At 47.2% G+C, this 26147-nt stretch carries 20 protein-coding genes; 7 read left to right on the forward strand and 13 right to left on the reverse strand.

The features are described 5' to 3' along the window. The first annotated feature begins 78 nt into the window (after positions 1 to 78). The 3 genes from J3491_RS04045 (at position 79) to J3491_RS04055 (ending at position 6297) form a co-directional block, all read left to right on the forward strand. The gene (locus tag J3491_RS04045; RefSeq protein ID WP_207969345.1) at positions 79 to 3075 is read left to right on the forward strand and encodes a M66 family metalloprotease; all 2997 of its coding nucleotides are present in this window, start codon (positions 79 to 81) and stop codon (positions 3073 to 3075) included. A 309-nt stretch (positions 3076 to 3384) separates the two neighbouring features. After that, a complete protein-coding gene (locus tag J3491_RS04050) occupies positions 3385 to 4974 on the forward strand; it encodes a DUF2254 domain-containing protein (RefSeq protein ID WP_207969309.1) in 1590 nt (529 codons plus the stop codon). Positions 4975 to 5022: 48 nt separating this feature from the next. Beyond that, positions 5023 to 6297, forward strand: a complete 1275-nt coding sequence (locus J3491_RS04055; RefSeq protein ID WP_075102308.1) for a cation:proton antiporter — start codon at positions 5023 to 5025, stop codon at positions 6295 to 6297. A gap of 267 nt (positions 6298 to 6564) precedes the next feature. Here the strand turns inward: J3491_RS04055 and J3491_RS04060 are convergent, their stop codons facing one another. Genes J3491_RS04060 through J3491_RS04070 form a run of 3 tightly spaced genes read right to left on the reverse strand, consistent with a single transcriptional unit; the run spans position 6565 to position 9450 of the window. After that, on the reverse strand, positions 6565 to 7113 hold the full coding sequence (locus tag J3491_RS04060; RefSeq protein ID WP_243456119.1) for a DUF2127 domain-containing protein: 549 nt from the start codon (positions 7111 to 7113) through the stop codon (positions 6565 to 6567). Next, positions 7106 to 8317 (reverse strand): dihydroorotase, encoded by a 1212-nt coding sequence (locus tag J3491_RS04065; RefSeq protein ID WP_413772318.1) that lies wholly within the window; start codon positions 8315 to 8317, stop codon positions 7106 to 7108. The genes J3491_RS04060 and J3491_RS04065 overlap by 8 nt, the downstream gene beginning before the upstream one ends. Before the next feature lie 59 nt (positions 8318 to 8376). Beyond that, on the reverse strand, positions 8377 to 9450 hold the full coding sequence (locus J3491_RS04070) for an aspartate carbamoyltransferase catalytic subunit (RefSeq protein WP_207969311.1): 1074 nt from the start codon (positions 9448 to 9450) through the stop codon (positions 8377 to 8379). A 394-nt stretch (positions 9451 to 9844) separates the two neighbouring features. On the opposite strand from J3491_RS04070, the gene J3491_RS04075 reads away from it, so the two are divergent. Continuing rightward, positions 9845 to 10828 carry a class 1 fructose-bisphosphatase gene (locus J3491_RS04075; RefSeq protein WP_075102305.1) on the forward strand — a complete coding sequence of 328 codons (984 nt, stop codon included), beginning with the start codon at positions 9845 to 9847 and terminating at the stop codon, positions 10826 to 10828. A 100-nt stretch (positions 10829 to 10928) separates the two neighbouring features. Beyond that, on the forward strand, positions 10929 to 11729 hold the full coding sequence (locus tag J3491_RS04080; protein ID WP_207969312.1) for a TrmH family RNA methyltransferase: 801 nt from the start codon (positions 10929 to 10931) through the stop codon (positions 11727 to 11729). A 128-nt stretch (positions 11730 to 11857) separates the two neighbouring features. Here J3491_RS04080 and J3491_RS04085 read toward each other — a convergent pair whose 3' ends face one another. The 9 genes from J3491_RS04085 to J3491_RS04125 form a co-directional block, all read right to left on the reverse strand. Further along, the gene (locus J3491_RS04085) at positions 11858 to 13066 is read right to left on the reverse strand and encodes a cupin-like domain-containing protein (RefSeq protein WP_207969313.1); all 1209 of its coding nucleotides are present in this window, start codon (positions 13064 to 13066) and stop codon (positions 11858 to 11860) included. A 277-nt stretch (positions 13067 to 13343) separates the two neighbouring features. After that, a complete protein-coding gene (locus J3491_RS04090) occupies positions 13344 to 14276 on the reverse strand; it encodes an electron transfer flavoprotein subunit alpha/FixB family protein (protein WP_207969314.1) in 933 nt (310 codons plus the stop codon). 155 nt (positions 14277 to 14431) lie between these two features. Next, entirely contained in the window at positions 14432 to 15181 is a 750-nt protein-coding gene (locus tag J3491_RS04095) for an electron transfer flavoprotein subunit beta/FixA family protein (protein WP_075102301.1), read from the reverse strand. Between the two features lie 474 nt (positions 15182 to 15655). Then, complete coding sequence (locus tag J3491_RS04100; RefSeq protein WP_207969315.1) at positions 15656 to 16219, reverse strand: DUF421 domain-containing protein; 564 nt, start codon at positions 16217 to 16219, stop codon at positions 15656 to 15658. 211 nt (positions 16220 to 16430) lie between these two features. Further along, positions 16431 to 16643, reverse strand: a complete 213-nt coding sequence (locus J3491_RS04105; RefSeq protein WP_058025376.1) for a cold-shock protein — start codon at positions 16641 to 16643, stop codon at positions 16431 to 16433. A gap of 386 nt (positions 16644 to 17029) precedes the next feature. Further along, positions 17030 to 17458 (reverse strand): hypothetical protein, encoded by a 429-nt coding sequence (locus tag J3491_RS04110; RefSeq protein ID WP_075102299.1) that lies wholly within the window; start codon positions 17456 to 17458, stop codon positions 17030 to 17032. Between the two features lie 337 nt (positions 17459 to 17795). Then, positions 17796 to 18812: a ketol-acid reductoisomerase gene (gene ilvC, locus J3491_RS04115; protein ID WP_100749093.1), complete on the reverse strand. Its 1017-nt coding sequence runs from the start codon at positions 18810 to 18812 to the stop codon at positions 17796 to 17798. A gap of 141 nt (positions 18813 to 18953) precedes the next feature. Next, complete coding sequence (gene ilvN, locus J3491_RS04120) at positions 18954 to 19451, reverse strand: acetolactate synthase small subunit (protein WP_075102296.1); 498 nt, start codon at positions 19449 to 19451, stop codon at positions 18954 to 18956. Next, entirely contained in the window at positions 19451 to 21163 is a 1713-nt protein-coding gene (locus tag J3491_RS04125) for an acetolactate synthase 3 large subunit (RefSeq protein ID WP_075102332.1), read from the reverse strand. Before J3491_RS04125 ends, ilvN begins: the two co-directional genes overlap by 1 nt. A 1034-nt stretch (positions 21164 to 22197) precedes the next feature. On the opposite strand from J3491_RS04125, the gene J3491_RS04130 reads away from it, so the two are divergent. Beyond that, positions 22198 to 22704, forward strand: coding sequence for a DUF4124 domain-containing protein (locus J3491_RS04130; RefSeq protein WP_207969316.1), 507 nt, complete (start codon positions 22198 to 22200; stop codon positions 22702 to 22704). A 139-nt stretch (positions 22705 to 22843) separates the two neighbouring features. Here the strand turns inward: J3491_RS04130 and J3491_RS04135 are convergent, their stop codons facing one another. Further along, positions 22844 to 24673 carry an NAD(P)H-hydrate dehydratase gene (locus J3491_RS04135; RefSeq protein WP_243456121.1) on the reverse strand — a complete coding sequence of 610 codons (1830 nt, stop codon included), beginning with the start codon at positions 24671 to 24673 and terminating at the stop codon, positions 22844 to 22846. Positions 24674 to 24758: 85 nt separating this feature from the next. On the opposite strand from J3491_RS04135, the gene queG reads away from it, so the two are divergent. Continuing rightward, positions 24759 to 25994, forward strand: coding sequence for a tRNA epoxyqueuosine(34) reductase QueG (gene queG, locus J3491_RS04140; protein ID WP_207969318.1), 1236 nt, complete (start codon positions 24759 to 24761; stop codon positions 25992 to 25994). The last annotated feature ends 153 nt before the right edge of the window (positions 25995 to 26147 follow it).

The following is a 26147-nucleotide window of genomic DNA, read 5'->3' on the forward strand; positions in this document are numbered from 1 at the left end:
CACATTTGTTGGGGTATCCTTTTGACACATAGCACAGCGTTTCCATTAAAAACCATAAGTATCGGCATCATCTCTATAATGCTATCTGCATGCGGTGAAGGTAATGATGACAACACACAGCCTGCACCATCTGATAAGCCGCCTGTGGTGGTTCCACCTGATACAAGTGAGCCGCTGACACCGCTTGAGCCGAGCACGCCAATTAAACCTAGTGAGCCATTAACGCCGCTGGAACCAAGCACGCCAATCAAACCTAGTGAGCCATTAACGCCGCTTGAGCCAAGTACGCCGATCAAACCTAGTGAGCCATTAACGCCGCTTGAGCCAAGCGCGCCAATCAAACCTAGCAAACCATTAACACCGCTGGAGCCGAGTACGCCAATCAAATATCCAGAACCACAAAAAGACCGTGCTGATTATTATCAATTAGGCTTCTTTGACTATGACGGTGCCGGTGAAACACGAGAGATCCGTTCTGATTTACTAGGTTCTTTCCAAGCTATGATTCAATTTGGGCAGAATCATACGGTAGATCCTCAGGGCAACGAAGCAAAAAACATGCCACGCCTAACTGCAGAAAAAGAGGCGTTATTATTGGTCACGCCTACACTTGAGATGGGTGCGATCAATCAACTGATTGCTGAGATTTATCAAGATGGTCTGCTATTACGCAGGGTCAATTTAGACGACCCGACCAACATCCCACCATCTGACCAAAACAACAGCGATGATAGACCACGGGTCGCCTATAGTAAGCGCGCTTGGTCAACCAAACTCAACTGGAATGAAGTACAAAGCGGCCTTAAGATTCGCATTGTCGATGAACAAAATCGTAGCGGTGAATTACTAGAGAATAAAATAGACTTTGCGGCGCCAGGTGAGCTGGTCTTAACCAATATCCGTCTTGGTCTTTTGAGCCCAGTGACTGTAAACAACAATGGCCATTATATGCTGCTACAGCCAGAAAAGGCGGGCGCAGATTATTTCCAGACCATTCCAGCAGCAAAAATGACTGTCGCTAAATACGATGACGTCGTGCTTGATCGGGTGATGGTAGCGAACGGTACTATTTATGATACGGCTTCAGGTAGCAGCTCAGATGGCAGCGTATACAGGGGTGATATGCGCGAAAACACGGGCAAATCAACCTTTGGCGTCGGTATTAACCTTGCCAACTGGGGCGTCACTAGCGCATCGATGTTAAGCCAAGAGCAGCCGCAGCTCACCCAAAATGTCAATGCACACCATGCCCGTGGCAAATACGCCAACGGTACATTCAACCACGGCTTGAGCGGTGGCAATGGTATGCTGACTTTGATTGACTCGGTCGGTAATGAGTTTAGTCATGAAATTGGTCATCATTATGGATTGGGGCATTATCCAGGTAAAGTTGGTGATAAAAAATTCTGGTCAGAACATCATGCCGATAGTGGTTGGGGTTACATGCCCCTTAGAAATAGAATGCGGGGTAACTTTGAATGGTGGCGAAAAGACGTCGGTGCCGGTACTGAAGACTCACCTACTTTCTTAGGTCAATACAGCTATGGTCGTGACGCCATGTCTGGTGGCTCTAATAACAGTGACATCTCGCGCTATACTCATTACACCGGCTATAGTACAAAAGCCAAAATCCAGCCAGCCTTCGATCGTTATATGTTCGCCAGTGACTCACCGACCGGCTATAAAAAATGGAATTCTGATCTTCAAAGAATGCAGATCGCGCAACCAAAAGTACCACGATCTAATAATGTTTGGTACAACAGCGCCGATGGCAACTATTTAAGACCGCGTCTGCAAGGCGTGCCTGTTTATACTATTTTAGGCGGCTATGACCCTGTCACCCAAAAGGGTATTATCTATCCGGCAGCGCGGGGTAACTGGGGTAACGTCTTTGATTTACCGGCGGCGAACACTTCAGCTGACGTCGCTAGCTGCTGGCTGACCGTCACTTATAGTAATAATATGGTCAATAACATCGCCCTTGCCCCTCATCGCATGAATGGCAATAGCAATGCCAATAAATTTCACGTCAATTTAGCGATTTCTAAAAACCCTAACAAAGTCGATTTGTATTGTAAAAAAGCCAACGACGCACAGGTGTTATTATCATCAACTGCTATTGGTCCATATAGCGACCCCATCAAGCCAGCCGTTACTTTTGGTAAAGAGCATGGCTTTAGCGCCTTAAGAAAAATCGAATTACCACTATTAGAACAACAACTTATCGATCAATCGGCCAACTCGACTATCAATTTGGACGCCGAGGGTGAGCTGATATACCACTCTTATAAAGGTGATCGTGATGCGCTCAGTCAAGCACTCAGCCCGCTTGCCTTTCAGGTACTCGAGCGTTATGAGCAGCAACAACAGACCATGCATCGCCTAAATCGTTGGGTCGATGTTTATCGTGATGACTTAATCGATGGCGGGCCGGAGGTCATCACTGCCTTTCATAAGTTTGTCAACGAATTAGAACTGCAAGATGATCAGCCTTTAGCAAATGTCAGCCCACTCATGAATGGTAACAACTGTCTTAAGGTCGAGACATTAGAAGATGGTAAGCTCAATGCCTTTATCAGCGGACCAAGTGCTTGCACAGGAGATGACTCTGAGCAATGGATTCAAGACAGCAAAGGTCGTATCCACAATAAAATGGCACCAGATCAGTGCCTAATGCCGCAAGGTGGCAATGTCATTAACCTAGCCCCTTGTGATGATCAAGCAAGCTCGCAAGTTTGGCAGATGGATGTATCCGCCAACGCCATCAAGCAAGGCAATCAATGCTTTGACTTAGAAAATGGCTATATGAGTAATAATCGCGCTCGACTCATTCGCTATAGCTGTACAGGTGGCGGCAACCAAAGATGGACGATGCTCACGCAAAACTCGAGTTTGATATTATCTAGCGCTGGCAAAAATCTACCACTGATAGTAGATAGTATGCAAAAACAAGCAGTGACGACAGACACCATGCAAATGCAGTTGGCAAGCGCCAATAGTAATCATCAGCAACCCTCTACGCTAGCAAAAGTAAGCAACGCGATAAGTACTTGGTTTTATAGTCTAATCAGCTAATTGATAATACATAATAATGATAAAAATAAGCTCCTATGATAGGGGCTTATTTTTACTAAGTTTTTCATCGTTATTATTTATATGATAAGGTAATGAATAGTCAAAAGATTACCCTAGCGGCACGCTTAAACTTATCACCATTTTATTTTGAACCGGCTATAGGGCGTAGACGCAGCACGCAAGAACAATGAATCCCTGTAGGACGGTACCTGTTTGAAAATAGATTCATTATATACGATCTCGTCAGTCATTTTTGGAGCGCGAACATTGGACAAACACCCTGAAAATGGCTTTTTTAAGCGACTACTCATGTTTTCACTGCAAAGGATAAAGGCATTTTCGCAGCTTTGGTCGTTACAGACATTGGCTGACCTGCCCGATCGTTTAAGAAACTTGTGGCAAGAGTTGATCGGCTCTTATTGGTTTATTCCGACTGCTTGCGTCATCGCCGGCATCTTACTGGCGCCAGTATTGGTGACGATAGATCAGCACTTTGACCGCGAGACCGTTCGAGAGATTACCTTTGCTTTTACGGGCGATGACGATGCGGCGCGGGCCATCATGACCTCGATTGCTGGCGCTGTATTGGGCGTTGCTGGTACGACGTTCTCAATTACTATCGCTGTCCTTTCGATGGCCTCCTCCCAGTTTGGCCCACGGCTATTACGCAACTTTTTGACAGACACACCAAATCAGTTTGTCTTAGGGGCGTTTATTGGCACCTTTAGCTATAGCTTGTTGGTACTCAAGTCGATTCATAAGTATGATGTGGCCTTTGGCGTACCGCAATTGGCGGTGACCTTTGGGATTATCATGGCGATCATCTGTGCGCTTTTATTGGTCTATTTTGTCCAGCATATGGTCCACGCTATTCAGGCCTCGCACGTCATTCAAAACGCCAGTAACGATGCCATTAATAATATTCACTACTGGTATGGCGATTATTGTGATATTCAGCATCAGCGCGATGTCGAGCAGCACGATGTCGAGCAGTTTCGCCAGTGGCAGGCAACGCCGATTTATCCGCCGCAATCCGGCTACCTGCAGCACATTTATTTGGAGTCATTAATCACCCTGACTCAAGAGTATGGCGGCGTGGTGCATCTACAGAGTAACCTCGGCGATTATGTCACTGACAAAAACGTCATTGGGCATTTCTATCAACGTCCGACAGACCATCCCAACAATCAGCAAAAAACCGCAACGCCGCAGTTGGCCGTGGTACCACGTGCCCCTGATGGTATGTTTTGGCAGCGCTTTGCCGGTTGTATTCGTATCGAGCAGCGACTGGCACACTCCAATGATATTGCCTATAGTCTGGGGCAGATGACCGAGATTGCGGTGCGCGCCCTCTCACCTGGTATCAATGACCCAAAAACAGCCGTCAACTGCGTGCAATCGCTCACCAGTTGCCTGAGCATTATGATGCGTCGTCAGCCGCCTAGCCCCTATCATTTTTATGTACCTGCCGAGCACCGTGACAAACCGCCGCATACCGCCATACCAAAACAAGTGGTGGCGCAGCAGCGCGTCGCTATCTTGGCCGTGGTGACTTATACACCCAAAATATCAGAATTCATCAATACCTCACTTGGAGAGATTCGGCGCTATGCTGCAGCGGATGCCATGGTCCTAAAGGCGCTGTGTCAAGCGATGGTCAATCTCAACTATGCCTGTGTCAATCAAGCACAGCAGCAGACCTTGCTGCATGAGCTACAGCTGATTGAGCGCGCAGGAGAAGAAAACCTAAGCTACCAAGAGCTTATCGATGACGTAAGCGCGATGTGCCAGCAAGCCAAAGCCTTTATTATTGATAAAAACTCGCAGCACCAACACTTTCACTATGTCAGTGACTTTGCCGCCAGTATTCGCCAAAGTCTACAGGCGCACGCTAAATAATTTGTACTGATTACTTTTACTACTTATCACTCCTAAGAGACCTGTTTTATGGCATCTGCAACCAGCCTGACCATACTTGAAATCAGCGCTATCTTTTTATCGATTACTGCCCTGCTGACCTATGTCAATCATCGCTTTATCGGTCTGCCCACGACCATTGGAGTCATGGTCATCTCGATTGTCCTATCTATCGGTGCGATTTTTTTGGGTTTTTTGGGGTTCGACCAGCTCATTGATTATGAAGTGAGCTTACTAGAGCAGCTAGATTTTACCGAGGTGCTATTGGACGGTATGCTCTCGATGCTTTTATTTGCAGGGGCGCTGCATGTCAATATCGGTGACTTAAAACGCTATCGACTGCCCATTGGTATTCTCGCCTGCGTGGGTACCCTAGTTTCGGCCCTGCTAATCGCCACTGCGCTCTACCTTATGTTGCCCTTCTTTGGATTTGGCTTGCCGTTTCTTTGGTGTTTGTTGTTTGGCGCTTTAATCTCGCCGACCGACCCTATCGCGGTGATGGGCATCTTATCATCAGCTGGCGCTCCAAAAAGCTTAGAGACCGTCATCGCAGGCGAGTCATTGTTTAATGATGGTATCGGCGTCGTTATTTTTGTCCTGCTACTTGGTATTTTATCCAGCGGTGATATCCCAACAGCCAACTATGTGGCCCATACCTTGGCCGTTGAGGCAGGCGGCGGTATTGTGTTTGGTCTGGTGCTCGGGGCGATTTTGTACTATATGCTAAAGAGCATTGATAGTTATCAAGAAGAGGTGCTATTGACGCTGGCGGGGGTGATCGGCGGCTATGCGCTGGCCAGTCATTGGCATCTCTCAGGGCCACTGGCCATGGTCATGATGGGGCTGATGGTCGGTAATCGCGGACGAGCACTGGCGATGAGTGACAAAACACGACACTATATCGATCTATTTTGGGAGCTGATCGATGAGATTCTCAATGCGATTTTATTTGTCTTAATTGGGCTTGAGGTGGTGATGATTGCATATTCTGGCAATCTGTTTATCGCTGCAGGTTTGACGATTGTTATTGCCTTGCTTGCCCGTTTTATCGTTGTCGGTATGACCACCAAGACCCTTCAGCGGCAGCTTGACTTGCCAACTGGGGCGTGGAAAGTACTGACATGGGGCGGACTGCGCGGCGGCATCTCGGTGGCGCTGGTGCTGCAGCTACCAACGGGCGCAGAGCGTGATATTTTACTGGCGCTCACGTATGCGGTGGTTATCTTCTCTATCTTGGTACAAGGCTTGAGCGTTGGTAAGGTCGCAAAAAGCATTGCACCTGATAAACAGGCCGCCACGCTATAATTCGTTTAAAAGTCGTTTGGCCCTCTATTATCACCATAAAAAAAGACCAGCATAAGCATTTATTGCTATGCCGGCCTGCTGCCCAGTCAATCCGATATAAAAACGATACCTTGAGAGGAAACGTTGTTTTTCCTAATCTCTGTCGGCGTAGGCACAGCACGCAAGAAAAACAACGTTTCATTGAGCGAATTGATAGCCATGTATCTGATTTATTTGGACTCGACTATGTTTGACGGTACTACTGAATTGATGGGCTAAATAAAAGCGCTATATCAACCCCTTTCGTTTCATATTGCGATAAACCACAAACACGATAACGATATTTGAGAGCAGTATTGCAAGCTTAAACCAATCAAACGGGTGGGCTAGCAAATAGTAAATCTCGATAGGTATAAATATGCCATAGCCCAGCACACCAAACCAATACGCCCATGTCTTATCTTGCCACAAGCCATACGCCTCCAAAAAACGCAAGCTGGCGTACGCAACGATCAGTAGCAAAAACACGGGCCAGTTTTTACTGGCCTGCTGGGCAATACGCACCGCACTTTCGATCTGCGGCGCTAGCAGCTGACCGAAGCTTTGCTGCCAAGCGTCATTTGCATGGCTTAGCCAGTACTCAAGGCTTGCATGCCATGACCACAACGCCCCAGCGCCAAGAATAGCCCCCGTCCCTTTGACCACCTCATAGATGGCCACCGCTTTGATAGATTCACTGGCGGTGCTCGCCGGCTTGTGTAATCGGTGGGGCGCATGAGAAGAGCCATCCTCGACAGATGGCGGCAAACGATCATCTGATCGAGGCAGATTAGCCAAAGAAAGTCTCCACGACGCGGCCTTGCAACTGCTGGTTAAAGAATGGCGTGTTTTTACCATTTGAGAGCATAGACTCCTTGGTGACTTGCCATTTTAGTGTAGGATCGACCAATACCGCGCCACCGATGTGCTCATATTGCTCACTGATGCCAGCGATTTTGGCCGGATTGAGACAGATTTTATCTACCAGTTGCTCGAGCGTTAAGACCTCGTCGTGTACCAGCTGACAAGCCAGCGCCATAAAGGTATCAAAGTTTGAGATACCAGGGGTGCTCTCAGCAAACGGGGCTTTTTTGGCGGTGCTATTGAGTGGCTCATGATGGCTACAGATGGCATCGATGGTTCCGTCTTTTAGGCCACGGCGGATGGCTTGCTGGTCGGTATTACTACGCAGCGGCGGCAGCACATACGCTTGGGCGTTAAAACCTTCCAAATTATCATCGGTCAAATACAGCTGATGCATGGCCACATCACACGTGACAGGCAAGCCCTTATCTTTTGCCCAGCGCATCAGCTCAATCGAAGACTTACAAGACAGCTGGCTAAAGTGGGCGGCAATGCCTGTTTCTTCCACCATCAGCAGCTGCGTAGACAAAGCGACTGTCTCAGCGATCCACGGGATACCTTGTAAGCCATGATAGGATGCAATATAGCCCTCATGCGCCACCCCTTCTCCCGCCAGACTTGGCTCATTGGGATAAAAGAATACCTTCATACCAAACGTGGCCGCGTACTCAAGCGTGCGTAGCAGCACCAGATCATTGCTAAAGGGTCTGCGAGCATTAGAAACCGCGATGCAGCCGCCTTTTTTTAGGCCAGCGATGTTAGAGGGACGCTCACCTTCTAGACCTGCCGTCAATGCGCCTAAAATATGCAAATGAATGCCACCATCGCTCAGCGCACGCTCGCGTAGGCCTTTTAATAACGAGCCGTTTTCTAAAATGGGGGTCGTGTCGGGCGGAATGACCACATGCAAAAACCCATTGCCACGCGCCGCCGACCCTTCTGACTGTAAGGTGCCATGCTGCTGCTGACCTGGCTCGCGCAAACGCGCGCACAGATCGACCAATGGTGGGAGCAGCCACATCTCGCGCCCCGCCTCTAAGCTTGCGAGCTTGTCATAGACGGTGCTTGGTAATGATTGTTTGATGGCAGCCGGCAGGTGGTCAAATATCGGCGCATCTGTATTGAGTGTAGTAGACATGAGCGTTATTACCGTATCGATAAAATGAAAATAAAAAAGAGTAAAATAGTCGTTTGGGCTTATAAGCGAGACGCCTGATGGGCGCGCTGACCTTCCATGGCCAATGCCAATACCGCCATACGAATCGCAATACCATTATTCACCTGTTTTAAGATGACCGACTGAGCGCCATCAGCCACGCTTGAGGCAATCTCTACTCCGCGGTTCATCGGCCCTGGGTGCATGACGAGGGCATCAGGCTTAGCCAATGCCACCCGCTCTGGAGTGATGCCATAATGTTTGTAGTACTCGCTAGATGACGCCAGTAGCGGCGAGCCAATACGTTCATTTTGGATTCTCAAGCCCATGATGACATCGCAATCACTGACGCACGCATTCATGTCTTCATAGACCTTGACACCATACCGCTCAATACCTTTTGGCAGTAGGGTACGCGGCGCGCAGACACGAATGTCTTTTACGCCTAAGGTCTGCAGCGCACTGATGTCCGAGCGAGCTACCCGAGAGTGTTTGATATCACCAATAATGGCTACTGATAGCGCCTCAAACGGCCGCGGTGCTTCGCGATGAATCGTCAGCATATCGAGCATACCTTGAGTCGGATGCGCATGCCAACCATCCCCACCATTGATGATAGCAATATCAGGCGTCACCTCTGTCGCCATAAAGTGCGCTGCACCCGAGGCCGAATGACGCACCACAAAGATATCTGCCGTCATGGCTTGCAGATTCCACAAGGTATCGCGTAGGCTCTCGCCTTTTTTGGTACTAGAACGTTCAATATCGATATTGAGCACATTGGCACCAAGACGTTTCTCGGCTACTTCAAAGGTCGTACGGGTACGCGTCGATGGTTCAAAAAACAAGTTCATCACCGTATAGCCTTCAAGCTCAGGACGGTTAATCAGTTGCCCATTTTCATCAAAAAAAGTCTCTGCTTTGGCGATGATTGCTTGCAGCTGAGCCTTATTAAGTCCCTCTACGCCCAAAAAGTGACGAATACTACTGTCTGCATTGAGCTGCGGACGGCTCAATGAGGTATTGAGCCTTTGATGAATGGTATTGGGGTCAATCTTGGCATAATCAGTGGGTGAGACCGACTGCGTTAAGGGATTATCGATAGAGTTTGGCATAAGGGCACGTCTTTATTGTGAGTTGATATGAGGCTATATGAGGGACTGTATAAGATACGACCATAATACACAGCCCGTCAGTCTTTATTGGCTTTTATTTGATCATTTGGTGCTGGCATGGGCAGACACGGGGACTTTTTAGCGCTTATTTGCTACAATTTACCCTAATGACACAAGCGTCTTATCGGTGAGATATCTTGTCGCCTTTAGGACGCCGCCGAGTCAAACCATAAATCATTAACAATGCACATAGTGTAGCTGATTTTGTGGTCAGGACAAAGACGCGCTATCAGCTATTTCAAAATTTACTTAGCCGTTGAGCGATGGCCACGACATCTTTTCATCATGATCCGTTTTTTATTTTATCTCTTTATATAACTTATCAGGAAGCCTTATGAGCACCTTAGCAAATTATCTAGACGCGCATGCTAAAGACCCTGCGCTTAGCAACGTAATCACCACCGTGACGGAGGTGGGCAAGACCATCTCTGGGCTGCTCAAAAAAGGCGCGCTCGCCGATATCTTGGGCGAAGCGGGCAATCAAAACGTCCAAGGCGAAGAGCAAAAAAAGCTAGACGTGCTGGCCAATGACTTACTGCTGGACGCCTTAGCAAAAAACACTCACTGCGCAGGCGTCGCCTCAGAAGAGTTAGATGATGCCACCCCTGCCAATGCAGATGGTAGCCTCTTAGTGTTGTTTGACCCGCTCGATGGCTCATCAAACATCGACATCAACATGGCGGTCGGCACCATTTTTTCTATCTTACCGTATGAACGTCAAGGGCAAAACAGCGAAAACAGTGACTTTTTGCAAGCGGGCAATCAGCAGCTGGCGGCCGGTTACTTGCTATATGGCACCTCTACGGTGCTGGCACTGACCATCGATGATAATGTGGTTATGTTTAGCCTAGACCCAGACAGTGGCGACTATATTCTTATCAATGACCATGTGCAAATCGCCGCCGATACCAGCGAATATGCTATTAATGCTTCCAATTATCGCTACTGGCTGGCGCCAATGCAGCAATATATCGATGAGCTTATCGCGGGCAAGACGGGCGTACGCGGCCGTGATTTTAATACGCGCTGGGTCGCTGCAATGGTCGGTGATGTTCATCGCATTTTATGCCGCGGTGGTCTCTTTACTTATCCGTTCGACACCAAATACCCTAACAAGGCAGGTAAGCTGCGTTTGATGTATGAGGCCAATCCGATGAGTTTGCTGATTGAGCGGGCAGGCGGCGCGGCGACAGATGCCATCAACCGTATTTTGGACATCGAGCCGACCGACATTCACCAGCGTGTGCCGGTGGTATTAGGCAGCAAAAACGAAGTCAACTATGTCAAAGACTTGCACGTACAGCACGCTCACTCATAAGCTTGACCCATCGGTTTATCGCAATCAGGATAACGCTTATTTTGTTTAATCACACCTTATCCTGATTGCTCCACTTATATTTTTCTCTAAGCGATCTATTATGGTAGCAAACCCCACCGAGCTGATTACCTCAGATAAGAATAACACCGTCAAGCTGGTTAAAGGTTTGTTGACGCAAGCCCGCCAGCGCAAAAAACACAGCCAAACCGTGCTCGAAGGCGTACATTTAATTGACGCCGCCTTGCGTAGTGATTATCCATTTGCCCAAATCTTGCTGGCTGAATCAGCACATACGCATCCTGAGGTTGGGCAACTATTGACGCGCCTACCAAGTCATACGCCGATCACAACGCTATCAGACTCGCTGTACGAGAGTATTCGTAGTCTCGGTACGGGTATCGATATCATGGCACTGATTACCATACCCACGCCCAGCTTACCGATGCTTGCAGAGGATTGTTTGATCCTCAATGACGTACAAGACAGCGGCAATGTGGGCACCTTGCTACGCACAGCGGCGGCGGTTGGTATCCCTCATATTTTATGCACCAGCGCGACGGCGCAGGCTTGGTCGCCTAAGACCTTGCGAGCAGGTATGGGTGCTCAGTTTGCCCTACATATCTATGAAGGCTTGAGTATTCAAGACATCTTAGATCATGTGCAAGCGCCGTTATTTGCCACCAGCTCCCACACTGATACGCTTATCTATCAGCACGATTTGACCCAGCCTATTGCTTGGATTATGGGTCATGAGGGTCAAGGGGTGTCTGCTGAGCTAATGCAATGCGCCACGCCCATTGCCCTACCACAGCCCAATGGTCAAGAAAGCCTCAACGTCGCCATCGCAGGTTCACTATGTCTATATGAGACATTGCGCCAACGAAAATACGCTACCCTTTAGCGCACCAGTCCTTGTACTAAAACGCGTGCCTTAGCTTTCGAGATACGCATAAAAAGGCCTGATAACGCAGTAAGTTATCAGGCCTTTTTCGTTTAAGTCACAAAACCGAAAAACCTTTATGATGCCGCTCAGCCCTGTGCTTTTTTAAAGCCTTCTGCATAGCTGTTTGGTGCATTGAAATTGGTAAAGCTGATACTAATGGATTTATCCAATCCTTCCACACAGTGCCACCATCCAATCGGAATAAACAACGCATCGCCTGCCGCAATCGTCACCTCGACAGGCGTGACATGCTGCATTAGCGGGTGAGTTTTTAGATTCACATTAGGAAAATCCACTTCACTATAGACATGCAAATCGTTGTACATCCACGGCACCTGCCACGCTGGAATCAAGGTGACTTTTTTGCGGCCGTAGATTTGCACCAGCATGTTATTGGTCAAATCATGGTGTAACGGCGTAAAGGTGCCTTTTGGTCCCATCCAAAAATACGTGCTAAAGGCTGGATCATCAGCCAAAAGCTGGCGATAGCCGTCTCCAAAATCCCCAATATCGGCAAATACAGGCCTAATGGTATCGACATTTTGCTGTGTATTGTTGGCAGTCATATAATAATTGTTGCTTTCGCCATCATTTTCTATCATATCGACAAATTCAGACATGCGCATCGATTTGCGGTATTTATCAGAATGACGTTCAAACAACGCATCACTTTCACGGTCAAACTGTACTTGAATCTCAGCCGCGCCCAAGACCTTAGCAAAGTATTGTGGGCTCCATTTTTTGAGCGCTGGCCAATGCTCGATGCCGTTTTGGAGCACGACGGGTTTGTGCTTACTGTAGTAGTTTTTAATAAACACCTCAAAAGCCGGCGTATCGATGACCTCAAGCTGCTGATTGTAGCCAGGATCTAACCGCGCGAGGTGGTCACAAGTCGCAAGTAGCCATTCACGTTTTTTGAGGGTCTGAGCGGTTTTTGCCGCTGCTCGTAGATAAGGGCTTTTGCTCGCGGTTTGTATTTCTAGCGCAATCTCAGCGCTGCTAAACCCTTGTTGCGCCAGCGTCTTAGCTATACCCGCCTTACTCGTTCCTGCAAGCAAATTGCTAGCGACCCACTCTTTCCAATTATTTGGCAGCTTGCGTATGGTCTGCTTGCTCTCATTCGCTGCCAGCTCTGGCTCGTCGCTTAACGCAGCTTTGATCTGAGCATCAGAAAAGCGATGGTTTTTTAGGGTGTCGATGATAGCGTCTGTCTGTACGCCGCGCATGATATTGGTCATCACCCACTCTTGCCACTCTTGGGGCAAAGCTGTTACCGTATGTAGTGCTGCACTCATTGGTATCTCCTAATCCTTTAGATTACTCATTCCTTGATTGATACTTTGGTTTTATAAAGTCTTTGCTTTATAAAGCCATTAATAGACAGCGTCATCACTGCTATCGTTACCTCTCAGCCGTATAACATAGCATGTTATCAGCCAATCATCACGACATTATCGTCTTTTGCGGTTGTGATACAACACTCATAAAAAAGGCCTCCGGTCCAATAAACCGAAGGCCTTTAACTTACCATTAACTATGTGTAGGCACTGACAAGTGCTTAGTCATGTAAGCTTAGATTTTGCTGGTTAGCTCAGGAAGCGCTTCAAACAAATCTGCTTCTAAGAAGTAATCAGCAACGCTAGCGATTGGCGCTTCTGGGTCATTGTTGATCGCCACGATGACTTTAGAGTCTTTCATACCGGCCAAATGCTGAATCGCACCTGAGATGCCAGCTGCGATATATAGCTGCGGCGCAACGATTTTACCGGTTTGACCGACCTGCATATCGTTTGGTACATAGCCTGCATCCACAGCGGCACGTGATGCGCCGACCGCAGCGCCTAGCTTGTCAGCTAATGGCTCGATGTATTTGGTGAAGTTCTCACCGTTTGCCAATGCACGGCCACCAGAGACAACGATACTCGCTGACGTCAGCTCAGGACGGTCAGACTGCGCCATCTCTTCATTGACAAAGCTTGCTTTGCCCGTCTCTTGCACACTGTCAATAGTCTCAACCGCCGCCGAGCCGCCTTCAGCAGCTACTGGATCGAACGCTGTGGTACGAACCGTAACGACCACTTTATCTTCTGATGTCTTCACGGTAGCGGTCGCGTTACCAGCATAGATAGGACGCTCAAAGGTTTGCACATCTACGACTGCTGAGACTTCAGAGAGCATGCTCACATCTAGCAATGCGGCAACACGTGGCATAAAGTTTTTGCCAGTGGTGGTCGCTGCAGCAACGATATGGCTATAATCGCCGGCCACATCAGCAACCAATAGAGCCACATTACCCGCTAATTGGTGCTCATATGCTGCGTTGTCTGCCAGTAATACTTTGGTCACGCCTTCAGCTTTTGCTGCTTCATCAGCGACTGCTTGCGCGCCGCTACCTGCGACCAATACATGAACGTCATCGCCCATTTGTTTTGCTGCTGCGATGGTGTTCAAAGTTGCCTTTTTTAGACTGGCATTGTCATGTTCTGCATATACCAAAATTGCCATTGTTTTAATCCTTTATTTGTTCGTATCATCGATTCATGAAGTGGTTTGTGTACAACGTGGTCTATATGGCCCTATGACTTATCTTTATAGACGCAGCTTTATAGATGTAGTCTTGTACACAATGTGCCGCCGCGAAGTATCCAATCATTAAGATATTAGATTACTTTTGCTTCATTTTTTAGCTTATCGACCAACTCATCAACAGAACCCACTGTGATACCAGCTTTGCGTTCAGCAGGTGGTACGACTTTGATAATCTCTTGCTTAGATGCCATATCTACACCAAAATCAGCTGGCGTTTTTTCATCAAGCGGTTTTTTCTTCGCTTTCATGATGTTTGGCAATTTGGCATAACGTGGCTCATTCAAGCGCAAGTCAGTGGTGATGACTGCTGGCAAATCAAGCGCAACTGTCTGTAAGCCGCCATCGATTTCGCGAGTGACGTTTACTTTATCGCCTTCGACTTTTACTTCTGATGCAAAGGTGCCTTGACCGATACCCATCAATGCCGCCAGCATCTGACCTGTTTGGTTGTTGTCATCATCGATCGCTTGTTTACCCAAAAGAATGATATCGGTGCTTTCGCTTTCGGCGATATTTTTTAGGATTTTAGCGACTTGTAGAGGGTATGGCTTGTCGTCAGTCAATACTAAAACACCGCGATCCGCACCCAGTGCCAAGGCCGCACGAATCTGCTCTTGTGACTCTTTAGGACCAATAGAGGCAACAATAATCTCGTCAATGACGCCAGCTTCTTTTAGACGAACTGCTTCTTCTACTGCAATCTCATCAAAAGGGTTGATTGACATCTTGGTGTTTGATAAATCAACGCCAGAGTTATCAGCTTTTACACGAACTTTTACGTTGTAATCAATGACACGCTTGACCGCTACTAATGCTTTCATACGTTCCTCGTTTATTAATGTTATGAATTAAAAAATTGCCAGTTAAGAACCAAAGGTTCATGGTTATTCAAACTGTCGTTCAAAATACTACTCAAGGTTTATACTGCGTCAATAGATAGTAGTTAATTAAGAGAGATGAAACAATACCAAAACGCATATTTGTCGCATATTTCTTATTAATAAAATCCACTAAGGCTAAGCCCGCCGCTATTATCAGACCTACGTATCTTGCGTGAGCACAGGCCTAAGGTCAAGACAACGCCGTGAATAATGCGTCATAAATTTGTCACCATTCTATAATAAATAGTTTATAAACGCACAATTCCCCCCTGATGTCCTCTTCCTTTTTTTGAACCCAAGCTTTATTCTTCACTCCGTTATAGCATTGCTAGCATACAGCTTGCTTAAGGCTTTGTTATGACTTCTTACCCTACCAGTGTTTGGCGCGCCATAGCTCATCAAAGCAGCCTGAGCTTAGCTTGACTCATGGTGGCTCGGTCTCGTCAACAGCTCGCTGTCACGTATGTCATCAAACAACGCCCAGTCAGGCGGGACGTCATTGTTTTTGATGACGCTCATGTCTCCTGTCGTCTCCATAATCACCGCAAACACTTCTGTCTTGGACTTTAGGCCATTTTTGCGCAGCACTTCTTGTACATCACTGGTGCTTAAATTTGCCTCGGCCAAATTGTCTGCAAAATACTCGCCGTGAGCCATCAATATAATGGCTTTATTGTCAATCAACGATTTGAGTGGTTTGACCTTACGTCTGATTATAGAAATCAGCCCTTGCATGACAAATAACACCGCCACAGCAAATAGACCCTGCATCAGTGATGGCGAATCAGACAACACTGTAGAAGCTAAAATACTACCGACTGCAACCGTCATGGCAAAGTCGTGACTAGATATTTTTGAAAAACTGCGCAGCCCCATCAAGCGAGTAAAGAGCATCAAGCCCACATAAAACCCTGCAGCAGACAAAGATATGCCCACCAGCTGCTGCCAATCAATCGAAAACCATGTCTGCCACTTCATAAATCAACCTTATATCGCTATTCTCAATCAATCCTATATCGCAAATAACCGAAAAACAAACCCCACAAAAAAAGCAACCTGATAAGAGGTTGCTTTTTTTTAAAGTCTAAACAGTATTTTTATTGTTTTTATAAACAAAAATTTTATGCATATCGTCACTCTAACTGTCATCGAGCGTACTGAACATCAGTGTGCCCAAACAGCAAAGAGATTATAGTGCTTCGATTTGCTCAGCTTGTGGACCTTTTTTGCCCTCACCTAAGATGAACGACACTTTTTGGCCTTCGGCTAGAGTTTTGAAACCGTTACCTTGGATAGCGCTGTAGTGAGCGAATACGTCTTGTCCGCCGTTGTCTTGAGCGATAAAACCAAAACCTTTAGCTTCATTAAACCACTTTACAGTGCCTTCAACTTTATCTGACATAAATTTTCCTAACTCTTTAACTGTTGGCGAGACTGGTGTCGTCACCGATTAATTGATATATACCCAAATGACTTTTGTTGCAGCGGACTGGCAAAAACCACCAAGCCCCTGTTAAATAAAGCAAAGTTATTGCTTTAAATCCTCTGGGTACAAGCCGATTATAACAGCTTTTCCTAACGGCAACAGCTTAAATTGATGATTTTTGTAAATAGTTATGAGGAATAAAAACCAATGATCATTGGCAGCACTGATACAACATAATTATTTGATAATAAAGGAATTATCAACAACAACATCAACTGCTTTCGTTATGATTGACGTTGCTTTTATTTGGCCATCCTTTTATTCTTCTAATCATCCCTCTAACGAGATAACTAAATAGCCACCTACCCCTGCGATATCGGGAGCCATGGCGCACTGAGTACCAATAGACAAAGCGCAAAAAATATCAATGAAAACGACTGGCTATAAGCGATGTATTTGGCCGGAACCACCAGATCCTGCGGTGAGTCTGGAATACCCTTGCGTTTGAGCAGGCGCGTGCCATAGACCCAGCCAAAGGTGGTATAGATACCATAGGCCGCTGGGACGGTAATAGCCAGTGGCGTTAGGTCTATGGCATAGAGCATGACGACAGAGACAAAAAACCACGATGTATCCAATAATGAGCTGATCTGAAAAAACTTTGATTTGGGCAGTTTGCCGTCTGTTTTTTTGAGCATCTCCCCTTCTATCCAAATCAAGACTGCTACCACAGCGCTCAGAGTAATGTAAACGAATTGCGGCGTTAGCCAGTCAGGATAAGATATTTGCACAACAGACAACCTGTATTCTAGAAAAAAGAAGCACTTTGCGACAATAAGACAAAGATAAAAAAACAAAATACTGATGGCGGCAACCATCAACAAAAAATGCGTGGCAGCTAACTGCTATACGCACCGACTATCATCACTATTAGCTACCATAGTTAAGATCGTAATGCCTGCCTATATTGGGCAGCGTTTTTTGATTTTCAACCCATATCATTTATTCTTAGCCCATACCCACCTACAAAAAACCCATGCTATCTATTGATAACATGGGTTTGTTTAACGCAGCCAGTCTAAAGATAGCGCATATGGCTACTTATAAGCGTAGGCTTAGTACTTTGGTTTAGTTTTTGTCTTTATCGATGATCTTGTTGCCACCGATCCATGGCATCATAGCGCGCAATTTGGCACCAGTGATTTCGATCTGATGCTCAGCGTTATTACGGCGGCGGGCAGTCATTGATGGGTAGTTGGTCGCGCCTTCAGAGATAAACATCTTCGCGTACTCACCAGACTGGATACGTTTTAGGGCATTGCGCATCGCTTCACGTGATTGCTCGTTGATGACCTCTGTACCAGTGACGTATTCGCCGTATTCAGCGTTGTTACTGATCGAGTAGTTCATGTCAGCGATACCGCCTTCGTACATGAGGTCGACGATAAGCTTTAGCTCATGCAAGCACTCAAAATATGCCATTTCTGGCGCGTAACCTGCTTCTGTTAGCGTCTCAAAACCCATTTTGACCAGCTCTACTGCGCCGCCACAAAGCACTGCTTGCTCACCGAATAAATCGGTTTCTGTCTCATCTTTAAATGTCGTCTCGATGATACCCGAGCGGCCACCGCCCACGCCTGCTGCATAAGATAGTGCCAACTGCTTGGCTTGACCAGATGCGTCTTGGTAGATCGCGATAAGATCTGGGATACCGCCGCCTTTGGTGAACTCTGAGCGAACAGTATGACCTGGTGCTTTTGGTGCGACCATGATGACATCAAGATCACCGCGCGGCACTACTTGGTTGTAATGAATGGCAAAACCGTGCGCGAAAGCTAAGGTAGCGCCCTCTTTGATGTTGGGTTCGATCACGTCGTTATAAAGCTGCTTTTGAAACTCATCAGGCGTCAAAATCATGACAACGTCGGCCGCTTTTACCGCTTCTTCGACTTCAGCGACTTTTAGACCAGCATTTTCAGCTTTTTTCCATGAGCCCGAGTTGGCACGTAGGCCCACGGTGACATCGACGTCTGAGTCTTGTAGGTTCAGCGCGTGGGCATGACCTTGTGAGCCGTAGCCAATGATGGCCACTTTTTTGCCTTGGATAATCGATAGATCACAATCTTTATCATAATAAACGTTCATAAATAGAGTCCTTTTCCTCAATCATGGCGTGCCATGGATAGTAAGCGCTCCTACTTCAACCATTCTCATAGAGTGTGGGCTAAGATGAGCGCGCTGTTGATAATAAACTACTTTGTTAACAGTATTAGTCACTACTGCCGACTAAAGACTTAGGGTTTTTTCTCCACGTGCGATACCGATGACGCCTGAGCGAACCACTTCCATAATACGCTCGCGGCCAATCACATCGATAAAGCCGTCTAGCTTGGCTTTATCACCGACGATTTGGATGGTATATAGATTGGATGTCACATCCACGATTTGTGCGCGGAAGATATCAGCACTACGCTTAATCTCCTCGCGTACGCTGCCAGTCGCGCGCACTTTGATCAGCATCAGCTCACGCTCGACATGGACATTATCCGTCAGATTCAGTACCTTAACCACTTCGATTAATTTATGCAATTGTTTCGTGATTTGCTCGATTCGCTCAGGTGAGGTAATGGTCGTCACGGTCAGACGCGAGATACTTGGGTCATCAGTGGGCGCGACGTTGAGGGTCTCGATGTTATAGCCACGCTGGGAAAACAAACCGACCAATCGCGACAACGAACCCGCTTCGTTTTCCATCAATACCGAAATCAGATGTTGTTGTTGCATTAGGTGCGCTCCCCTTTTGTTAACCACATATCACGCATGGATTGACCCGCGATTTGCATTGGATATACATGCTCATGACGATCGACATAAACATCGATAAATACCAGTCTGTCTTTGATTGCCATGGCTTCAGCCAGCTGAGCCTCCATCGTCGCAGGATCGGTGATTTTGATACCGACGTGACCGTAGCTCTCTGCCAACTTCACAAAATCTGGTAGTGAATTCATATAAGACTGTGCGTGACGGCCTTCATACAGCATGTCTTGCCACTGCTTAACCATACCCAGCTGAGCATTGTTTAGGTTTAATATTTTGACAGGTAGATTGTATTGCAAGCAAGTCGATAGCTCTTGGATGTTCATCTGAATAGAGCCTTCACCAGTGATGCACACCACATCGCGCTCAGGCCTTACAAGCTTGGCCGCCATTGCATAAGGCAGTCCCACACCCATGGTGCCAAGGCCACCTGAGTTTAGCCATTGACGCGGCTCATCATAGGTGTAATACAAAGCGGCAAACATCTGATGCTGACCGACGTCACTGGTGATAATGGCTTTGCCATCTGTCACTTTGCACAGGGCTTGGACGACGCTTTGCGGCTTGATCCCTTCATCGGTACTGGTGTCGTAGCGCAAGCCATGACGCGTACGCCACTCGTTGATTTGCGACCACCAATCTTGCAAGGCGTGCTGTTCAAGCTCTTTGTCATCACCGATGATACCCAGCATATCTGTCAAGACCGCTTTGACATCTCCGACGATTGGAATATGGGCATTGATCGTCTTAGAAATAGAAGCCGGATCGATATCGATATGGATAATCGTCGCATTTGGACAGAATTTTTTGACGTTATTGGTCACGCGGTCATCGAAGCGCGCGCCAATTGCCAAGATGACATCCGCGTGGTGCATGGTCATGTTGGCCTCATAAGTGCCATGCATACCTAACATACCTAAGAACTGACGATCTGAGCCTGGGAAGGTGCCAAGTCCCATCAAGGTATTGGTCACAGGTAAGTTTAAACGATGAGCAAGATCGGTCAGCTCTTCGTGGGCTTTACTCCAAATCACGCCGCCGCCAGCATAGACGACAGGGCGCTGCGCTGATAATAGAGTCTCAACCGCTTTTTTGATTTGACCGCTATGGCCTTTTTGTGATGGCTGATACGAGCGCAAGAATACTTCAGCAGGATACTCGTAAGCGTACTTTTCACTAGGAGCCGTCATGTCTTTTGGCACATCGATAACCACAGGACCTGGGCGTCCAGACTGGGCGATATAAAAGGCTTTTTTGACGATCATCGGGATTTCGCTGGCATGACGCACCTGAAAGCTGTGCTTGACGATAGGGCGTGATACCCCAACCATATCTGTTTCTTGAAAAGCGTCTTCACCAATCAAGCTGCTTGGCACCTGACCTGAAATCACCACCATCGGGACTGAATCCATAAAGGCGGTTGCGATGGCCGTCACCGTGTTGGTCGCACCAGGGCCTGAGGTGGCGAGTACTACCCCTGTCTTGCCTGTCACGCGTGAATAGGCATCTGCCATATGACCTGCGGCCTGCTCATGACGTACCAAAATATGCTCAATGGCGTCTTGTTGAAACAAAGCATCATAAATATGAAGTACCGCGCCGCCTGGGTAACCAAAAATATAGTCAACCCCTTCATCGGTCAGCGATTGCACCAACATCTCAGCACCAGATAGCATCACTGGCTGCGCACTATCCTCTGCAAGACGTTGCTGTTTTTCTTCGAAGTTTTTTGCGGCATTACCCGTCTGGGTATGTCCGGTCATATTCGGACTTTGCGTGGTTTGCGTCACTGTCATCACCTTTTTTTGCGGCGAGAATTTGCGGTGTTTTATAATAAAAACCATTACCGACTGGTGTGATTTTTAGCACAATAAAACAAGCGCCAACTCTTATCCATATCAAGAATGTGTGCCCACCATACGTAAGTCATACTGTTTGGACACAGCATCAGACTCAAATACAGCAAGGTATTGAGGTCAGTTTGTGACAGGAAGTTATCGATGTACGATGACAAGATGCGAGCGCATCTATAAAAGAAGCTTATTATTGAAGGGGATTACCAAGCAGCTGTTCTCAAAACCTTCATTTTCAAAACCGTTGTTTTCAAAACTTAGCATCTGTCAGACTAACGGATGCAAAGGCGTTGACACAAGATACATAAATCATCATAAACAAATCAGATAGCACTCATGGTTAGTGGCGTATAACAAGGTCGTTAAGTCCTATAACCGACTATTGATTTCGTATTATCATTACATATCGAGCCGTTTTTGAGACAAACGTAAGCATGACACTTAGTAGGGTTCAAATAACAAGTTTATCTTAGTCATTGTAGACAGATAAGTCCGGAGACAATGTATATTGTGATTTGTAGTGGTCTTCCTGACCACCCTCACAACACACATCATCACAAAGAAAACAAAACCTGCAAGCTACCGATAAGTAACCTGTGGTCCTTGTCCTCAAGTGCCACGGCAATATCATAAAAGCCGCTCACTGACCAATCAACTGTCCTTATATTCGATGGTTTATCAGCTATTGTCAAGAAAAACTTATATCCCCTATCCCTAACTATTGGTTATTAAATAATATACATTGATAAGAATTATTTGATAGAATCAAACCTCGGTACATTTTTAGTACCATCCCAATACTAAAGTGTTATATTTATATCGATATTTTTATTTTGCCGCTTAAGAGGAACTCTGCTATGGCATATGCGTTTTCACAATATACTGCTGCCAAACTCCTTGTCAGTGCGAGTATGGCAGGTATGCTAATGCTGTCGATGAGCGCCAGTCATGCTATTCAAGTGTATAAGTCTATCGGCGCGCATGGCGAGGTGAAATATAGCCAACATGCACCGCAAAATGGCAAAAATGTCGAGTTGATTGAGTTTCGCAGCGATGGACGACAAAACAACGCAGGAGAAATGGCGGGAAAAACAGATGCCAGTCAAAGTAGCAATGCTCAGACCGCCGAGCAGCAACGCGTGGCACAGCTAGAGGCTCGTATCAAAGAGCAAGAGGCACAAGCCAATGCACAGCGTTGTCAGTCATTACGTAATAACTTGACCAACCTCAATGTCGGTGGCCGTATCTATGAAATGGATGCCAATGGCAAACGTCAATATTTGGATGGCCGAGAGATTGAGCTAAAACGTGAGCGGGTGCAGCAAGCCATCGATCAATATTGTGGTAACTCTGCAGCCTTGTAAACTGCCGCTCTGGGCATTGCGGTTTGCCGCTTATGCCAGTGGATTGGGACGTGTTTTCAACTCTCGCCTATTTGGATGACTATGACTCAATTGAGGGCACACCCTACCTATAGCGTTATCGGTCTTCCTGTTGGTCTTACTACCAGCTATTATCACTGACGGTAAGTTCCTGCATGATATGACGAATGGCCGCCGGCATATCTTGCGCCTGTAGGCCTCTTTGACCAATCAATAATGCCGTTTTATTGGTTTGGTTGATCAACATATCGCCTGCCATACCGTGTAGAAGCACTGCTTGCTGTAGACCGCGCGACTCTCTTATCAAGTCCTTTTGCGCCAGCAGTCCAGCGATCAGACCAGATAAGACATCGCCCATGCCTGCTGTCGCCATGCCTGCATTGCCTGTCGCACAGACATAAATCTGTGCCTGCTGCCCTCTTTGCTCTAGCACCAACGATCCTGCACCCTTTAATACCCAATCACCACCATAATCTGTCGCACACTGTCTAATAGCAGCCAATCTGTCGCTCTCTACTTGACTGACCTTAATATCTAATAGCTTTGCGGCTTCACCACTGTGCGGTGTCAGGCAGACTGAGTGATGGGCGCTATGCTGCTGCAAGGCGGCGATAAGCGGGTGATGCTCCTTATGCAAATCCGCCAGATGATACAGGCCATCAGCGTCGATGACGATTGGTTTTTTTTCTGTAATGGCAGCTTTTAGATAGCAGACAAATAATTTTTTGGCCTTATCATCACGTCCCAAGCCCATACCGATAGCGATGACGCTGGCTCCCTTAAGCAATTGCCTTACCCCATCAGCATCATGTAGGTTTATCGTCATGGCATCAGGCAGTGAGGTCAGCAAGGCTGCATGAAAAGCCTCATGACATGCCACAGTGATCTTACCTGCTCCCGTTGCCATGGCACTAGAAGCTGATAGTATCGCCGCACCGCCCATCCCTTGCGAGCCATCCACACGGTTGCCACCGATGATGAGCACATGGCCATAGCTACCTTTATAGCTGTTTTGTTGGCGAGGGGTTAGAGCGTACGCACTTGTGACCAGCTTTGCTATGGGTTTAAGAGCGTTATCCCCCAGCGCATAAGGTATCAGCGCGATGTCGACGACTTGGCCACTATAATCCATACCGTCTTTGGTATGCAGACCAAACTTACGCGCCACCAAGCACAGAGTCATATCTGCCTGTATCGCGGCACCAGCAAACACCTCACCTGTCGCCGCGACCAAACCACTAGGAATGTCCACCGAAATCACAAACGGCTTATAGCATTTGGCCAATTGGTTAAACCGATAAATAGCGCTCTGGTAGATGCCTGCTGGCGCACGGTCCAACCCAATACCAAAGATTGCATCGATATAGACATCAGCATCCGCTGCACAACCACTCGCTTGCCATGTACTCGCATCAGCATCAGCATCGATATTAGGGCTAGCGTTCCACTCAGCGCACATCTCTTCAAAGCGCTGATAACGACACCCCTTTGACAATGCTATTTGTTTCGCTCTTTCGGCATCAGAGATAGATGTCGCACTATTTATATCAGTATCCTTTATTATGGAGTTATCTGTCTCAAGATCGTCTTTACTAAAACCAACTGTCACGACCTGTACCTGCCAGCCCATACGCCGTAGATAATGCGCAATGAGCCAGCCATCACCGCCATTATTGCCCTTACCTACCCAAATACTGGCCCGCTGCTGATACCTATGACGACGGGCAGGTGTACCGTTGATAGAAGCGCTCGGCCTCGCACATTTTTGTTCATTTGCCTTTTGTATATACTGCGCCATCTGCCACGCTGCTTGCTGCATAAGCCCAAAGCTATCGTGCCCTTGTGCAAACCAAGCCTGCTCCATGGCATAAACCTGCTCACTGTTATACAGTGCCGTGGCCTCATTAGGCGTTATTGACGCTAATGCTGCTAAATGACAATCCGGTTTCATATTTGCTCCTTTATTCATTTTTATGCTTGCACTCCATACTCACTGCCTTATCATAGCGGTACTTCTTTGATTTTTATTATTCTTTATGTCTACTCTCTCAAAACCCGACTTACCTGACACCTCTAACGGCCAGACAGCGGCTGCGCCGCCTGCTCACCTATCGCAGGTACCCAGCAAGAAAATCGACGTCAAAAATGACTCACCATTCACAAGTGCCGAGGATGTCAAGCGGTGGATTAAGTCTCAAGCACAGGCGTTGGGGTTTGGGGACTGTGGTTTTCTCTCCGTACATCATCCGTTATTTGCTCAGCAAATGACGCAGCTACAGCAATGGCTGGCAAAAGGCTATGAAGGACAGCTGCAGTTTATGCACAACAATCACCATCTGCGCGCTCACCCCGACAAACTGGTAGAAGGTGCTAAAACCATCATCAGTGTGCGCATGGATTATTTGACGCAGACGCCTACGCCGCGGACGGTCGCTGATAACGATTTTCCCAATCAAGGCATCATAGCGCGTTACGCGCGAGGGCGCGACTATCATAAAACCATGCGCAGTCGCCTAAAGCAATTGGCATTACAAATCGAAGCCATGCTTCCTGAGTGGCAACATTTGGATATCGGCTCGGCGCAAGAGTTTGTTTTTCGGCCATTTAGTGACTCAGCCCCCATCTTTGAGCGGCCAATCGCAGATGCCGCTGGTCTTGGCTGGACAGGCAAACATACTTTGCTACTCAACAAACAAGCAGGCTCTTTTTTTGTACTAGGAGAGCTGTTCATCAGTCTCGAGCTACCAGACGACGCTCCTGTCAAGTCGCATTGCGGCAGTTGTAGCGCTTGTATTGATGTCTGCCCCACTCAGGCCATTGTCGCGCCTTATGAGCTAAACGCCTCTGCTTGTATCTCTTATTTGACTATCGAACATGATGGTATTATCGATGAAAAATATCGCCGCGCCATTGGCAATCGCGTCTTTGGCTGTGATGATTGCCAGCTCATCTGTCCGTGGAACCGTTATGCCAATATCACAACTGTCGAAGACTTTGCACCGCGGCACAGTCTTGACAACAGCAGTTTGCTTGAGCTGTGGCAATGGCAAGAAGCAGACTTTATGCAAAAAACTCAAGGCAGTCCGCTTAGACGCACAGGCTACGTTAATTTTTTACGCAATATCGCGATTGCACTTGGCAATGCCAACGGCAGTCAAGAAGTTATTACCCAGTTGCAGGCTAAGCTGCAGACCCATAACGCCATGCTAGACGAGCATATACATTGGGCAATCGCTGAACAACAACGAAAGCTCAGCGGTATTGATGCTTAATATCCTGTCTTATCACAGCTGCTTATGGTTATTCGCTTCTTATGATGAGTCGCTGCTTAGTCAAATAGCTTTAACCAGTGATGTCAACAACCTCTTACCCAATAAAAAGCGCCTCTTATGTAAGAGACGCTGTTTATTGGGTGAGCAATCTTT

The organism is Psychrobacter halodurans, assembly GCF_017498075.1.
In the GTDB taxonomy this organism is placed as follows: domain Bacteria; phylum Pseudomonadota; class Gammaproteobacteria; order Pseudomonadales; family Moraxellaceae; genus Psychrobacter; species Psychrobacter celer.

Bases quoted from the DNA above. Each gene is read 5' to 3' on its own strand.
- J3491_RS04045 (WP_207969345.1), top strand. From the start codon at position 79: ATGCTATCTGCATGCGGTGAAGGTAATGATGACAACACACAGCCTGCA.
- J3491_RS04050 (WP_207969309.1), top strand. From the start codon at position 3,385: ATGTTTTCACTGCAAAGGATAAAGGCATTTTCGCAGCTTTGGTCGTTA.
- J3491_RS04055 (WP_075102308.1), top strand. From the start codon at position 5,023: ATGGCATCTGCAACCAGCCTGACCATACTTGAAATCAGCGCTATCTTT.
- J3491_RS04065 (WP_413772318.1), bottom strand. From the start codon at position 8,317: ATGTCTACTACACTCAATACAGATGCGCCGATATTTGACCACCTGCCG.
- J3491_RS04070 (WP_207969311.1), bottom strand. From the start codon at position 9,450: ATGCCAAACTCTATCGATAATCCCTTAACGCAGTCGGTCTCACCCACT.
- J3491_RS04075 (WP_075102305.1), top strand. From the start codon at position 9,845: ATGAGCACCTTAGCAAATTATCTAGACGCGCATGCTAAAGACCCTGCG.
- J3491_RS04080 (WP_207969312.1), top strand. From the start codon at position 10,929: ATGGTAGCAAACCCCACCGAGCTGATTACCTCAGATAAGAATAACACC.
- J3491_RS04085 (WP_207969313.1), bottom strand. From the start codon at position 13,066: ATGAGTGCAGCACTACATACGGTAACAGCTTTGCCCCAAGAGTGGCAA.
- J3491_RS04090 (WP_207969314.1), bottom strand. From the start codon at position 14,276: ATGGCAATTTTGGTATATGCAGAACATGACAATGCCAGTCTAAAAAAG.
- J3491_RS04095 (WP_075102301.1), bottom strand. From the start codon at position 15,181: ATGAAAGCATTAGTAGCGGTCAAGCGTGTCATTGATTACAACGTAAAA.
- J3491_RS04100 (WP_207969315.1), bottom strand. From the start codon at position 16,219: ATGAAGTGGCAGACATGGTTTTCGATTGATTGGCAGCAGCTGGTGGGC.
- J3491_RS04105 (WP_058025376.1), bottom strand. From the start codon at position 16,643: ATGTCAGATAAAGTTGAAGGCACTGTAAAGTGGTTTAATGAAGCTAAA.
- ilvC (WP_100749093.1), bottom strand. From the start codon at position 18,812: ATGAACGTTTATTATGATAAAGATTGTGATCTATCGATTATCCAAGGC.
- ilvN (WP_075102296.1), bottom strand. From the start codon at position 19,451: ATGCAACAACAACATCTGATTTCGGTATTGATGGAAAACGAAGCGGGT.
- J3491_RS04125 (WP_075102332.1), bottom strand. From the start codon at position 21,163: ATGCTATCTGGTGCTGAGATGTTGGTGCAATCGCTGACCGATGAAGGG.
- J3491_RS04130 (WP_207969316.1), top strand. From the start codon at position 22,198: ATGGCATATGCGTTTTCACAATATACTGCTGCCAAACTCCTTGTCAGT.
- J3491_RS04135 (WP_243456121.1), bottom strand. From the start codon at position 24,673: ATGAAACCGGATTGTCATTTAGCAGCATTAGCGTCAATAACGCCTAAT.
- queG (WP_207969318.1), top strand. From the start codon at position 24,759: ATGTCTACTCTCTCAAAACCCGACTTACCTGACACCTCTAACGGCCAG.